The sequence below is a fragment of the Pseudomonas sp. HMSC063H08 genome (assembly GCF_001813645.1).
GTDB classification, from domain to species: domain Bacteria; phylum Pseudomonadota; class Gammaproteobacteria; order Pseudomonadales; family Pseudomonadaceae; genus Pseudomonas; species Pseudomonas aeruginosa.
In genome coordinates this window covers 68,131-80,394 of sequence record NZ_KV813412.1, presented here as the reverse complement: position 1 = coordinate 80,394, position 12,264 = coordinate 68,131, and the positions used below count along the sequence as shown (strand labels likewise).

At 68.2% G+C, this 12,264-nt stretch carries 13 protein-coding genes; 4 read left to right on the top strand and 9 right to left on the bottom strand.

Features of this window, described 5'->3' with window-relative positions; translation table 11 throughout:
* Positions 1 to 3 precede the first annotated feature (3 nt).
* The 3 genes from HMPREF2924_RS09850 to HMPREF2924_RS09840 form a co-directional block, all read right to left on the bottom strand.
* Positions 4 to 93 (bottom strand): K(+)-transporting ATPase subunit F, encoded by a 90-nt coding sequence (locus HMPREF2924_RS09850; RefSeq protein ID WP_003097848.1) that lies wholly within the window; start codon positions 91 to 93, stop codon positions 4 to 6.
* A gap of 187 nt (positions 94 to 280) precedes the next feature.
* Positions 281 to 1,435 (bottom strand): acyl-CoA dehydrogenase family protein, encoded by a 1,155-nt coding sequence (locus HMPREF2924_RS09845; RefSeq protein WP_003109952.1) that lies wholly within the window; start codon positions 1,433 to 1,435, stop codon positions 281 to 283.
* A gap of 54 nt (positions 1,436 to 1,489) precedes the next feature.
* A complete protein-coding gene (locus tag HMPREF2924_RS09840; RefSeq protein WP_003097851.1) occupies positions 1,490 to 2,356 on the bottom strand; it encodes an IclR family transcriptional regulator in 867 nt (288 codons plus the stop codon).
* Positions 2,357 to 2,597: 241 nt separating this feature from the next.
* Between HMPREF2924_RS09840 and HMPREF2924_RS09835 the strand changes: the two genes are divergently transcribed.
* The 4 genes from HMPREF2924_RS09835 to HMPREF2924_RS09820 all read left to right on the top strand — a co-directional run bounded on the left by HMPREF2924_RS09835 (position 2,598) and on the right by HMPREF2924_RS09820 (position 6,991).
* Positions 2,598 to 3,383, top strand: coding sequence for an enoyl-CoA hydratase (locus HMPREF2924_RS09835; protein ID WP_003087516.1), 786 nt, complete (start codon positions 2,598 to 2,600; stop codon positions 3,381 to 3,383).
* A 3-nt stretch (positions 3,384 to 3,386) separates the two neighbouring features.
* Entirely contained in the window at positions 3,387 to 4,916 is a 1,530-nt protein-coding gene (locus HMPREF2924_RS09830; RefSeq protein ID WP_003136149.1) for a 3-hydroxyacyl-CoA dehydrogenase, read from the top strand.
* A 137-nt stretch (positions 4,917 to 5,053) separates the two neighbouring features.
* The gene (locus tag HMPREF2924_RS09825; protein WP_003087512.1) at positions 5,054 to 5,701 is read left to right on the top strand and encodes a FadR/GntR family transcriptional regulator; all 648 of its coding nucleotides are present in this window, start codon (positions 5,054 to 5,056) and stop codon (positions 5,699 to 5,701) included.
* Positions 5,702 to 5,716: 15 nt separating this feature from the next.
* Positions 5,717 to 6,991, top strand: coding sequence for a CynX/NimT family MFS transporter (locus HMPREF2924_RS09820; RefSeq protein ID WP_003136147.1), 1,275 nt, complete (start codon positions 5,717 to 5,719; stop codon positions 6,989 to 6,991).
* 51 nt (positions 6,992 to 7,042) lie between these two features.
* Here HMPREF2924_RS09820 and HMPREF2924_RS09815 read toward each other — a convergent pair whose 3' ends face one another.
* The 6 genes from HMPREF2924_RS09815 to HMPREF2924_RS09790 form a co-directional block, all read right to left on the bottom strand.
* Positions 7,043 to 8,110 (bottom strand): AI-2E family transporter, encoded by a 1,068-nt coding sequence (locus tag HMPREF2924_RS09815; protein WP_003087507.1) that lies wholly within the window; start codon positions 8,108 to 8,110, stop codon positions 7,043 to 7,045.
* Positions 8,111 to 8,275: 165 nt separating this feature from the next.
* A complete protein-coding gene (locus HMPREF2924_RS09810) occupies positions 8,276 to 9,082 on the bottom strand; it encodes a DUF4892 domain-containing protein (protein ID WP_003087504.1) in 807 nt (268 codons plus the stop codon).
* An 8-nt stretch (positions 9,083 to 9,090) separates the two neighbouring features.
* Positions 9,091 to 9,753, bottom strand: coding sequence for a glutathione S-transferase family protein (locus HMPREF2924_RS09805; protein WP_003087500.1), 663 nt, complete (start codon positions 9,751 to 9,753; stop codon positions 9,091 to 9,093).
* A 79-nt stretch (positions 9,754 to 9,832) separates the two neighbouring features.
* Complete coding sequence (locus tag HMPREF2924_RS09800) at positions 9,833 to 10,693, bottom strand: alpha/beta fold hydrolase (RefSeq protein WP_003097867.1); 861 nt, start codon at positions 10,691 to 10,693, stop codon at positions 9,833 to 9,835.
* Positions 10,690 to 11,502, bottom strand: a complete 813-nt coding sequence (locus HMPREF2924_RS09795; RefSeq protein ID WP_003087496.1) for an alpha/beta fold hydrolase — start codon at positions 11,500 to 11,502, stop codon at positions 10,690 to 10,692. The genes HMPREF2924_RS09800 and HMPREF2924_RS09795 overlap by 4 nt, the downstream gene beginning before the upstream one ends.
* A 101-nt stretch (positions 11,503 to 11,603) precedes the next feature.
* The gene (locus HMPREF2924_RS09790; RefSeq protein WP_003120430.1) at positions 11,604 to 12,245 is read right to left on the bottom strand and encodes a LysE family translocator; all 642 of its coding nucleotides are present in this window, start codon (positions 12,243 to 12,245) and stop codon (positions 11,604 to 11,606) included.
* Between the last annotated feature and the right edge of the window lie 19 nt (positions 12,246 to 12,264).

The window sequence follows — 12,264 nt, the reverse complement described above, 5'->3', positions numbered from 1 at the left end:
CCCCTAGGCACGGTCGGCGCGTAGCAGCGCCACCAGCAAATAGACGAACAGTCCCGTGGCCAGGGCCAGGGACAACCAATCCAGAACGGTCATGTGTGCGATCTCTCCTTCGAACGGCCTCTGCCGCTTGAGGGAAAGTCTCCGCAAAGGGGGCGTAAAGAAGCGATTCCGGGCCGCGCCGGACGGCATAAAGAAAGCGTAAAGAGTGGCGCGGACAGCGCCTGGGAGAGCAACCGGCCGGGGACTGCGCCACGGCCGGTGACAAGGCGAAGGATCGACGCTAGCCCTGGGCGGCGCGGATCATGTTGCGGGCGATCAGCAGTTGCTGGATCTGCGTGGTGCCCTCGTAGATGCGGAACAGTCGCACGTCGCGATAGAAGCGCTCGATCCCGTAGTCGCCGATATAGCCGGCGCCACCGAAGATCTGCACCGCGCGGTCGGCGACGCGGCCGCACATTTCCGAGGCGAACAGCTTGGCGCAGGAAGCCTCGGTACCGACATCGCGGCCTTCGTCGCGCTGCCGCGCGGCGTCGATGACCATGCAGCGCGCCGCGTAGGCTTCGGCCTTGCTGTCGGCGAGCATTGCCTGGATCAACTGGAACTCGGCGATCGGCTGGCCGAACTGCTTGCGTTCCAGGGCATAGCGCAACGCATCCTCGAGCATCCGCTCGGCGACCCCCACGCAGACCGCGGCGATGTGCAGGCGGCCCTTGTCGAGCACCTTCATCGCGGTCTTGAAGCCGACGCCCTCGACCCCGCCGATCAACTGGCTGGCAGGCACCCGGCAGTCGTCGAAGATCACGTCACAGGTATGCGCACCCTTCTGTCCCATCTTGCGATCCGGCTTGCCCAGGGACAGCCCGGGCGTACCGCGCTCGACGACGAAAGCGGAGATTCCGCCGGCGCCACGGATCGCCGGGTCGGTGCGCGCCATCACGGTGTAGATGCCGGCCTGCGGGGCGTTGGTGATGAAGCGCTTGGTACCGTTGAGCACGTAGTGCTGGCCGTCACGCACCGCCGTGGTCTTCAGCGAGGCGGCGTCGGAACCGGAGTCCGGTTCGGTGAGGCAGAACGAACTGAGCAGTTCGCCCGACGCCAGGCGCGGCAGGTAGCGCCGCTTCTGTTCTTCGGTGCCGTCGATGACGATGCCCTGGGAGCCGATGCCATTGTTGGTGCCCAGCAGCGAACGGAATGCCGGCGAGGTCCGCCCCAGTTCGAAGGCGATGCTCACCTCTTCCTCCATGGTCACCCCGAGGCCGCCGTAGGCCTCCGGGATCGACAGGCCGAACAGGCCCATCTCGCGCATGCGGGCGATGATCGCCTCGGGGATGCGGTCGGTTTCCGCCACTTCCTGCTCATGAGGCACCAGGCTTTCGCGGACGAACTGGCGGATGCTGTCCAGCAGCAGGTTCAGGGTTTCCGGATCACGAATCATGCTCACTCCAATAGGCCCTTAGGCCGGTTGCCATGATTCCGTCACCGGCCTCGGTCAGCGGGTGGCGGCCTCGATGTTGTGGACCATGTGCAGCAGGCGCGGGCCGATGTCGTCCTCCAGTTTCTCGCGCTTGAGGTGGAAACTCGGCCCGCCGCAGTTGAACGCCAGCAGCCCATGACTCTCGTGGTGCAAGGCCACGCCCACCGCGTTGACGTCGCGTTGCCACTCGCCGAGCGACAGGCAGAAGCCGTAGTCGGCATAGTCGCGGAAGGCCCGCTCCAGCCCCTTGCGCACTTCCGGCCAGTCTTCCGGGTGGCGCTTGCGGATGTGCCCGAGGATGAACTCCCGCTCGTCCTCCGGCATCGCCGCCAGGCAGGCCCGGCCGATCGCGCTGCGGTGCAGCGAGAGGTGGCTGCCGACCTGGCGACGCATGGTCAGGTTGGCCTCGCCATGCACCACGTCGAGGTAGACCATGCTCAGCCGGTCGCGGGCCGCCATGGCCACCGCGGCCTTGGCGTAGCCGGCCATCTCTTCCATCAACGGGCGGGCGAGCGCGCGAATCGACAGGTTCGAGAGCATCGCGTAGCCGAACGACATCACGCCCACTTCCAACTGGTACTTGCCGCTATGCGGCAGGTGACGCAGATAGCCCAGCCGGGTCAGGGTGTGGGTCAGACGCGACACCGTCGGCTTCGGCAGGCCGGTCTTCTTCGCCAGTTCCTGGTTGCCCAGCAGGCTTTCCCGTGGTGTGAAACAGCGCAGCAATTCCAACCCGCGGGCCAGCGCGGTGACGAACTGGCGGTCCTTGAGTTCCTCGTCTTTCTCCTGCATCGGGTCGATCAGCACAGCTTCGAAGGCGGACACTTCCGCTTCCGTACTGGCACCTTCCGCCGGACTCCGGCGCTCGTCGTTGCCGCGCATAGTAGGGACCTCTTTTTCAAAAAATCAATAAAACAAAATCATATTTCGCATAGCGAAACTAATAGAAGAACCCATGCACTTTCAACAACGAAAATAAAAACCTTTTAAAACAGTAAATTGTATAAGTAGATCGTCCGAAATCCGAGGCGAGTATTTACAACGCCACGGCTGGCGCTGATTATTTTCGATAAATCATGAAACTCTATTTCGCATAGCGAAATATCAATTCATCGGAGCTTCCATGTCCGCCGATCCTTCGCCCGTGGTCCTGCTCGAATTTCCCGCAGCCGATATCGCCCTGCTTCGCCTCAATCGTCCGCAAGCCAGGAACGCGCTGAACGACGAAGTGCGCCAGCGCCTCGCCAGCCACTTCCAGACGCTCGGCGCGGATCCGGCGATCCGCGTCATCGTGCTCACCGGCGACTCGCGCTGCTTTGCAGCTGGCGCCGATCTCCGCGATCTCTCGACGAGCACGGCGATCGGCCTGTACGGCCGCCACAGCGAGCGCTACTGGGAAGCCATCGCGCGCTGCCCGAAGCCGGTGATCGCCGCGGTCAACGGCTTCGCCCTGGGCGGCGGCTGCGAACTGGCGATGCATTGCGACCTGATCGTCGCCGGCGAGTCGGCACAGTTCGCCCAGCCGGAGATCAAGGTCGGGGTGATGCCGGGTGCCGGCGGCACCCAGCGCCTGGTACGGGCGGTGGGCAAGTTCCAGGCGCTGCGCATGCTGTTCACCGGCTGCCTGGTGAAGGCTCCGCAAGCGCTGGCCATGGGCCTGGTCAGCGAAGTGGTGGCGGACGAGTCGACGCTGGCGCGCGCCCTGGAACTGGCCACGGAGATCGCCCGCCTGCCCCCTCTGGCGCTGGCGCAGATCAAGGAGGTGGTCCTGGCCGGTGCCGACCTGCCGCTGGACAGTGCCCTGGCCCTGGAACGCAAGGCGTTCCAGTTGCTGTTCGACTCGCAGGACCAGAAGGAAGGCATGCACGCCTTCCTGGAGAAACGCCCGCCGAACTACCAGGGGAAATAGACGATGCCCGATATTCGTTGTATCGCCGTGGTCGGTACCGGTGCGATGGGCACCGGGATCGCCCAGATCGCCGCCCAGGCCGGCCTGACTGTGTGGCTGTTCGACAGCCGCGCCGAGGCCGCCGCCGAGGCACGCCAGCGCCTGCGGCAGACCTTCGAGGGCCTGTGCGGCAAAGGCAAGCTGAGCGCCGCCGACGCCGAGGCCGCGCAAAACCGGCTGCGGGTGGCGGAACGCCTGGAACAACTGGGCGACTGCGAACTGGTGGTGGAGGCCATCGTCGAGCGCCTGGAGGCCAAGCAGGAATTGCTGCGCCGGCTGGAAGCCATAGTCGCGCCGGAGACCATCCTCGCCAGCAATACCTCGTCGTTGTCGATCACCGCCATCGCCGCCGCCTGCGAGCGGCCGCAGCGGGTCGCCGGCTTTCACTTCTTCAACCCGGTGCCGCTGATGCGCGTGGTCGAGGTGGTCGACGGCCTGGCCAGCGCTCCGGAAGTCGGCGACGCCCTGCTCGCCCTCGCCGCGCGCCTGGGCCACCGCGGTGTACGGACCAAGGACAGCCCCGGCTTCATCGTCAACCATGCCGGCCGCGCCTATGGCACCGAGGCCCTGCGCATCCTCGGCGAAGGCGTCGCCGAATGCGCCGAGATCGACCGTGTGCTGCGCGAGTGCGCCGGCTTCCGCATGGGGCCGTTCGAACTGCTCGATCTTACCGGCCTCGACGTGTCGCACCCGGTGATGGAATCGATCTACCAGCAGTACTACCAGGAACCGCGCTACCGCCCGCACCCGCTGACCCGCCAGTTGCTCGCCGCCGGCCGTCTCGGGCGCAAGAGCGGCCAGGGTTTCTATCGCTACGTCGACGGCCAGCCGCAGGACAAGCCCGGTCCGCAACCGGTGCCGCAGGCCGCCGCCCGACCACCGGTGTGGCTGGGCTGCGAAAACGAGGACGACCGCCGCACGCTCGCCGAACTGCTGCATCGCCTCGGCGTCGAGCCGGAAACCGGCGAACGCCCTTCCGCCGCAGCGCTCTGCCTGCTGGCCGCCTGGGGCGAGGACCTGAGCAGCGCCGTGCAGCGCTTCGCCTGTCCCGCCGAGCGCAGCGTCGGCATCGACCTGCTCTGCGACCTCGAGCGCCGGCGCTGCCTGATGCTCTCGCCGCTGACCGCCCCGGCCATGCGCGACGCGGCACACGCGCTACTGGCTGGCGACGGCGTCGGGGTCACGGTGCTGCGCGACAGTCCCGGCTTCGTCGTCCAGCGGGTACTGGCGATGATCGTCAACCTCGCCTGCGACATCGCCCAGCAGGGCATTGCCAGCGTCGAGGATATCGACCAGGCGGTGCACCTCGGCCTCGGCTATCCCCACGGCCCGCTGGAATGGGGCGACCGCCTCGGCCCGCGGCGCCTGCTGAGCATTCTCCAGCGCTTGCAGGCGCTTACCGGTGACCCGCGCTACCGGCCCAGTCCCTGGCTGCGCCGACGAGCGCAACTGGGCATGTCCCTGCGCGCCGGCGAAACCGCCGCCGTAGACTGACGCATCGGCGACCTGGCGGCGCAGCGCCATGCGTCTCGCCGCCAGGCCAACGCGTTTTCCCCGAGCGACGCTTTCCGGGCTTGCAGCTGCCGAGGTATCCTGCGCGCAAATTCATCCGATGATTGGATGTTTCTTCCGTGACCATTCCCCTCAAGCGCTCCCTGGTGGACATCGCCCTGGAGCAGATCCGCCAGCGCATCGACGCCGGCCATTGGCCGCTCGGCCAGCGCCTGCCGCCGGAGCCGGAACTCGCCGAGCTGCTCGGCATGAGCCGCAACACCGTGCGCGAAGCGGTGCGCGTGCTGACCTTCTCCGGCGTGCTGGAAGTCCGCCAGGGCGACGGCACCTACGTGCGCGCCTGCGCCGATCCGCTGGAAACCATGCTGGTGCTGGCGCGCAGCGCGGTGCAGCACTCCCTGGAGGCACGCGGGATGATCGAGATCGAGGCGGCGCGCCTGGCTGCCGTTCGCCGCGACGACAGCGACCTGAGCGCATTGCGCGAGTATCTCGACGCATCGCGCCAGCGCTACGGCAGCGACGACCTGCAGGACTACATCGAGCACGACGTCCGCTTCCACCAACGGATGGTCGATGCCGCCCACAATCCGGTGCTCAGCGAACTCTACCGCTACTTCTCGCAGGTCATCCGGACCTCGCTGGAACGCACCATGGCCGACCCACAAAGGGCCCAGCCCTGCTTCGAGCTGCACCAGCAACTGCTCGATGCCATAGAACGCGGAGACCCGGACGCTGCCGCCGCGGCCAACCGCGCACTGCTGATCTGAACCCGGGACAGACCCATGACTCACGCCTTGAATGCCCGGCCGGGAGCGCACCCCGGCCATCCTCCGGAAGAACTGCTGATCGATGCCGAAGTCGACGACGAACCAGCCCCGCCGGCGCCGCCGCTACGCCCCTGGCTGCTCCTGCTGGGCCTGGTGCTGGTGGCGCTGAACCTGCGCCCGGCGCTGTCCAGCCTCGCCCCCCTGCTCAACCAGGTACGCGACGATACCGGCCTCTCGGCCGCCGCCGCCGGCCTGCTGACCACCGCGCCGGTACTCTGCCTGGGGTTGTTCGCGCCGCTCGCGCCGCGCCTGGCCCGGCGTATCGGCGCCGAACGCAGCGTGCTGCTGATCCTCTTCTGCCTGGCCGGCGGCATCGTCCTGCGCAGCCTGTTCCCGGTGTTCGGCCTGTTCGCCGGCAGCGTCCTGGCCGGCGCCAGCATCGGCATCATCGGCGTGCTCCTGCCGGGCATCGTCAAACGCGACTTCCCGCGCCAGGCCGGGGTGATGACCGGGGTCTACACCATGGCCCTGTGCCTGGGGGCCGCGCTCGCCGCCGGCGCCACCGCGCCGCTGGAGAAGCTCTTCGGCAACTGGGAACTGGCGCTGGCGTTCTGGTCGCTGCCGGCGATCCTCGCCGCCGCCTTCTGGCTGCCGCAGACCCGCCAGGGCCAGCACGCCCATCGCCAGGCCTTCCGTGTCGTCGGCCTGTGGCGCGACCCGCTGGCCTGGCAGGTCACGCTGTACATGGGCCTGCAATCGTCCCTGGCCTACATCGTCTTCGGTTGGCTGCCGTCGATCCTGATCGACCGCGGCATGACTGCGGTGGAAGCCGGCCTGGTGCTGTCCGGCTCGGTGATGCTGCAACTGATCACCGCCCTGCTCGCGCCCTGGCTCGCCGCTCGCGCCAGGGACCAGCGCCTGGCGGTGGTGCTGGTGATGGCTACCACCCTCGCCGGCCTGCTCGGCTTCCTCTATGCGCCGCTGCCGACCATCTGGGGCTGGGCGGTCCTGCTCGGCCTCGGCCAGGGCGGCACCTTCAGCATCGCCCTGGCGCTGATCGTCCTGCGCTCGCGCGACGCCCACGTCGCCTCGCATCTGTCGGGCATGGCCCAGGGCGTCGGCTACACCCTGGCGGCCATGGGACCGTTCATGGTCGGCGTGGTCCACGACCTGACCGGCGGCTGGAACGCGGTCGGCTATATCTTCATCGGCGTCGCCATCGCCGCTACCCTGTTCGGCCTCGGCGCCGGGCGCAGCCAGTACGTGGCGGCCCGCAGCGAACACCTGTAGCCCCGCAGACGCAAAAAGCCCCGCATCGCGGGGCTTTTTCTCCTTCGTCACTCAGGCATCCGGGCCGCGCCCTTCGCCGGGCGGCGTCCGCGGCGTGCTGGCGATCCAGTCGCTGAGCAGGTTGTAGGCCACTGCCAGCAGGATCGGGCCGAGGAACAGGCCCATGAAGCCGAACGCCAGCAGGCCGCCGAACACCCCGAGCAGCACCACCACCAGCGGCAGGTTGCCGCCACGGCTGATCAGGTAGGGTTTGAGGATGTTGTCCACCCCGCTGATGATGAAGAAGCCCCACAGGCCGAGGAACACCCCGTGGCCATAGTCGCCCTTGAAGAACAGCCAGGCGGTGGCCGGGCCCCAGACCAGCGGCGGGACCATCAGCAGGCTGCAGGCGAAGGTCAGCAGGCCGAGCAGCATGGCTCCCGGTACGCCGGCGATCGTGAAGCCGATCCAGGCCAGCAGGGCTTGCGCCGCGGCGGTGCCGATCACCCCGTTGACCACCCGCTGTACGGTGCCGGCGACAAGGTCGCGATAGTGCTCCGCGCGGTTGCCGATCAGGCGTTCCAGGGCACGGTGGACGATGGACTCCAGGCGCGGCCCGTCGCGGTAGAAGAAGAAGATCAGGATCAGACTGAGGACCAGTTCCAGGATCCCTCCACCGATCTTCGCGCTGCGCGCCAGCAGCCAGTTGCCGACCTCGCCGACATAGGGCTTGAGCACGTAGAAGAACGCCACGCCCTGTTGGTCGATGGAGTTCCACCAGCCGATCAGGCGGTCGCCGATCAGCGGAACGCCGGCCATCCACGAAGGCGGCGGCGGCAGGCCCTCGACCTGGAGATTCTTCAATAGCTCCATCAGCGAACGAACGTTGTCCGCCAGGCCGAAGCCGAGCCAGATCAGCGGCAACGCCACCAGGACGATCCAGCCCAGGGTCAGCAGGCCCGCCGCCAGCGACTCGCGGCCACCGAGCAGGCGCGTGAGCATACGCATCAGCGGCCAACTGGCGAAAGCCAGCACCGCGGCCCAGAACAGCGCCGACCAGAATGGCGCCAGCACCCAGAGACTGGCACCGAGCAGGCCGAACAACAGCACGCGAAGCAACAGCCGATCGTTATCGAACATCAAGGCAGGCCTTCCTCAAAGGGGGATACACCGATAGACAGCGCTCGGCGTGCGCCGTTTCCAGCCGGAGCGTGGGGCGCGGGGGAAAGGCAGTCTACTCTGGCGGGCGGCCTTGCCGAAGGCATTTTCACCATCGCCCGGGCCCGCAGGCCCGGGCGAACGCGTTCAACGCAGCCAGTTGAGGTGCAGGCCCTCGACCTCCGACTGGCCCAGCTCCATGCGGCTGTTCAGCACGCCCTGCCCGCGCAGGGCGTCGCGCCACTCCTGGGCGTGCTTGCCGGACAGCTCGACCCGCACCCCGGTATCCAGGCGCAGGGTCCGCACCAGCAACTCCAGCCAGGAGCCGGCCGGCTCCGCCGGCACATGGCTGAGGGTCAGTTCGCCGTTGGCCTTGAGCAGGCGCAGCAGGGTCGCCGGGCTCGGCAGCAGTTCCCCCAGCGGCGCATCGGCCTTGAGTTCCTCGGCCTGCAGGTAGGCGCGGCGATTGCCGCGGGTGATCGAGTAGACCGCCACCAGGCTGTTCTCCTGTGGCGCCGCCAGGCGCACCAGCAGGTAGGCCTGCTGCTCGTCCGGGCCGTACAGCTTGGCATTGCCGAACACGGCGTTGGCCAGCAGGCTGCTGGAGCCGCAGTCGCGCCGCTCGCACCAGAACAACGGCGTGGCGTCGGCCTTGAGCAGCGCGGTGCGCGCCGCGGCGAACGCCTCCTGGCTGCTGTGCTCGGGCGGCAAGCGGTAGGTCAGCGCGGTCAGCTCGCCTTCGGCGCGCACCTCGCCCTCCATGCGCAGGCGACCGCTGATGCGGCTGATCGCCCCTAGCGGGTAGATCCGCTCCTCGCTCGGCGCCTGGCGGAAGTCGACGATCTCGGCGCGCGGGAAGCGCGGCAGGACGTCCAGGTCATGGCTGCCGGGAAGGTCGGCGGCCAGCGCCGAAAAGCTGAAAACGCCCAGGGATAGCAACAGGAACCCTCGCATACCGGCCCTCAACGGGTCAGCATCGACTGGGCGGTACGGATGGCGTCGTCGCCCTCCTTCTCCCGCCGCGGCACCAGCAGTCCGCGCTGCACCGCGGGACGCGCCTCGATGGCGGCGATCCAGCGCTGCAGGTTGTCCAGCCCGTCGACGGCGACACCGGACCAGTCGTGGATGCGCACCCAGGGATAGGTGGCGATGTCGGCAATGCTGTAGTCGCCGGCGAGGTACTCGGCCTCGCCCAGGCGACCGTCGAGAACTTCGTAGAGGCGCCGGGTCTCATGCTGGTAGCGGTCGATGGCGCCCTGCAACTTCTCCGGGAAATAACGGAAGAACACGTTGGCCTGCCCCTGCATCGGGCCGACCCCGCCCATCTGGAACATCAGCCACTGGATCACCCGCGAGCGGCCCTTGACGTCGGCGGGCATCAGTTGCCCGGTCTTCTCGGCGAGGTAGATGAGGATCGCGCCCGACTCGAAGACGGCGAAGTCGTCGTTGTCGCGGTCGACGATGGCCGGGATGCGGCCGTTGGGATTGATCCTGAGGAATTCCGGAGCCTTCTGCTCCTTCTTGTCGAACGACAGCGCGTGCACCCTGTAGGGCAGGCCCATTTCCTCGAGGGCGATGGAAACCTTGTGGCCGTTCGGCGTGGCGGCGGTGTAGAGATCGATCATGCGGTGACTCTCCGTAACGATCCGTCCAGCCTTACGGCTGGACCCGGAATAGTCAAGGAAACAACGGCAAGCCGGTGTTTCAGCGCGCGAAGAAGGCCGCGAAGACCCTGGCCACCGCCTGCGCCCCGGCCTCGTCGTCCAGATGCAGGTGATGCCCGCCCGGCAGGTGGTGCCGCTCGAACGGCAGGGTCTCCAGCAGCGCCCGCATGCGCGGCTCCACCGCCAGCATGCCCTGTTCGGCCAGTACCAGGCTGACCGGGCATTCCACGCTGCGCACGAAGTTCAGCGCGTGGGCCTGGGTCAGGCGCAGCGGCGACGGTAGGGTCAGGCGCGCGTCGGTGCGCCAGGTATAGCCGCCGGGCACCGGTTCCAGGCCGCGCTGGGCAAGCAGTTCGGCGGCCTCCCGGGAGATCTCGCCGACCCCGCGCATCCGCGCTTCCACGGCTTTTTCCAGCTCGGCATAGACCGGCTTGCGCTTGTGGCGTAGCGCCAGTTGCGCCTTCAGCGCTTCGCCGAGCTTCTGCGGCGCCTTGTCGGCTTCGCCAGTGTAGGGAATCAGGCCATCGATCAACGCCAGCCGCTCGATGCGCTCGGGCAAGGCCCCGGCGAGCAGCACCGAGACGATGGCGCCCATCGAGTGCCCCAACAGGGAAAACCGCTCCCAGCCCAGTTGCTCGGCCACCATCAGCACGTCCAGCGCGTAGTCCCAGAGCAGGTAGCTGGCACCCTCGGCACGATGCGCGGAATGCCCGTGGCCGGCGAAGTCGAGGGCGACGATACGCAGCCCGGCGAGCTTCGGCGCCAGGCGCGAGAAGCTCATGGCGTTGTCCAGCCAGCCATGCAGGGCGATCACCGGCTTGCCGTCCGGCGGACCGAACAGATGCGCGGCCAGTTCGATGTGCGGCAGGCTGATGCGTACTTCCTCGACCTGCAGGCTCATGCCGAACGCTCCTCGGTCGCCCGCGACCAGCGATCGAACACGCCTTTCAGCAGTTCGGCGGTTTCCCGCGGGCGCTCCAGCGGGAACATGTGGCCGCCGGGCAGCGACATGAACTCGCCGCGCGGCATCGCCCGGATCAGCCGGGTGTGGTGCGGCAACACCACCTTGCTGTGCCGCCCGCGCACCATCGCCAGCGGCACCTGCAACTGCCGCGCACGCCCCGGACTGCTGTGCGGCACGCTGCGGTAGATGCTGATCTCGGTGGCCGGATCGAAGCGCAGGCGCAGGCCGGAACCGCCGCCGCTGTCGGCCAGCCCGTGGCGTACGTAGGCCTCCAGGCAGTCGGGGTCGAAACGGCGGAACAGCGCCTTGCCGGAGAAGTAGGCCCGCGCCTCTTCCAGGTCGGGGAACGCCTCGCGACGCCCCAGGGTGCGCCCGGCCGGAGTGATCCGGTCGATGAAGCCGAAGCGCTTGGCGGCACGGATCACCAGGCGGTCGGCGAGGGTCAGCACCGGCGAATCGAGCATCACCACGCCGCGGTAGAGTTCCGGCCGGCGCAGCGCCGCGTGGTAGTGCAGCACGCCGCCGAGGGAATGGCCGACGCCCCAGACCGGCTGTTCCAGGCTGGCGAGGTGGTGCAGCAGTTCGTCCACCAGGTTGTCCCAGTTGTCGTTCACCGGGAAACGCGGGTCGTGCCCGTGCATTTCCAGGTGATCCACCCGGTACTCCGGCGCCAACGCCTCGAACAGCTTGGCGTAGGTAGCCGACGGGAAGCCGTTGGCGTGGGCGAAGAAAACCGATTGCGACATGCGCGACGTCTCGACAGGACTGATGCCAGGGATTCTCCGGCAGCCTCGCCGAGGCGGCAATGGCTTTGCCGGCTGCCTTGCACGGCGAAGCGGCCAAAACCTCAGGCAGAGCGGACGAGATGCTCGAGGATCGCCGCCGCCACCAGCAGGAACACCACCCCGCAGGCCGCGTCCAGCCAGGGCACCGCGCGCAACAGGCGGGCCTGCAGGGCCGGGCGGGTAAGGGTCAGGCTGAGCAGGCCGAACCAGCAGGCGCCCATGCCGAACAGCAGCGCCGCCACCGCCAGCTTGCCGCCGAGCGACATCTGCGCGGGAATCAGGCTGCCGAGCAAGGCGATGAAGAACACCAGCGCCTTGGGATTGAACAGATTGGTCGCCACCCCGCGCAGCCAGGGCCCCAGGGGCGACGGCGGCAGCGCCCCGTCGAGCCGGCCCGGCTGGCCGTCGCCGCGCCGCAGCCAGGCGCGCAGCGCGCCGACGCCGAGCCAGGCCAGGTACAGCGCGCCGAGCGCCTGCAGGATGGCGAACAGCACAGGCGTACGGCTGAGCAGCAGCGACACGCCGGTCAGCACCAGGGTGGTATGCAGGAGAATCCCGCAGGCCAGCCCCAGCGCGCTGGCCAGGCCGGCCCGCCGCCCCTGGTGCAGGGACGTGCGCACCACCAGGGCGACATCGGGACCGGGGCTGACCAGGGCGACGGCGAACACCGCCGCCAGGGTCAGCAAGACAGACAATTCCTGCATGGCTACTCCACGAAAAAGG

Bases quoted from the DNA above. Each gene is read 5' to 3' on its own strand.
- HMPREF2924_RS09800 (WP_003097867.1), bottom strand. From the start codon at position 10,693: ATGAGCCTGCAGGTCGAGGAAGTACGCATCAGCCTGCCGCACATCGAA.
- HMPREF2924_RS09790 (WP_003120430.1), bottom strand. From the start codon at position 12,245: ATGCAGGAATTGTCTGTCTTGCTGACCCTGGCGGCGGTGTTCGCCGTC.
- HMPREF2924_RS09805 (WP_003087500.1), bottom strand. From the start codon at position 9,753: ATGATCGATCTCTACACCGCCGCCACGCCGAACGGCCACAAGGTTTCC.
- HMPREF2924_RS09815 (WP_003087507.1), bottom strand. From the start codon at position 8,110: ATGTTCGATAACGATCGGCTGTTGCTTCGCGTGCTGTTGTTCGGCCTG.
- HMPREF2924_RS09830 (WP_003136149.1), top strand. From the start codon at position 3,387: ATGCCCGATATTCGTTGTATCGCCGTGGTCGGTACCGGTGCGATGGGC.
- HMPREF2924_RS09820 (WP_003136147.1), top strand. From the start codon at position 5,717: ATGACTCACGCCTTGAATGCCCGGCCGGGAGCGCACCCCGGCCATCCT.
- HMPREF2924_RS09850 (WP_003097848.1), bottom strand. From the start codon at position 93: ATGACCGTTCTGGATTGGTTGTCCCTGGCCCTGGCCACGGGACTGTTC.
- HMPREF2924_RS09835 (WP_003087516.1), top strand. From the start codon at position 2,598: ATGTCCGCCGATCCTTCGCCCGTGGTCCTGCTCGAATTTCCCGCAGCC.
- HMPREF2924_RS09845 (WP_003109952.1), bottom strand. From the start codon at position 1,435: ATGATTCGTGATCCGGAAACCCTGAACCTGCTGCTGGACAGCATCCGC.
- HMPREF2924_RS09795 (WP_003087496.1), bottom strand. From the start codon at position 11,502: ATGTCGCAATCGGTTTTCTTCGCCCACGCCAACGGCTTCCCGTCGGCT.
- HMPREF2924_RS09810 (WP_003087504.1), bottom strand. From the start codon at position 9,082: ATGCGAGGGTTCCTGTTGCTATCCCTGGGCGTTTTCAGCTTTTCGGCG.
- HMPREF2924_RS09840 (WP_003097851.1), bottom strand. From the start codon at position 2,356: ATGCGCGGCAACGACGAGCGCCGGAGTCCGGCGGAAGGTGCCAGTACG.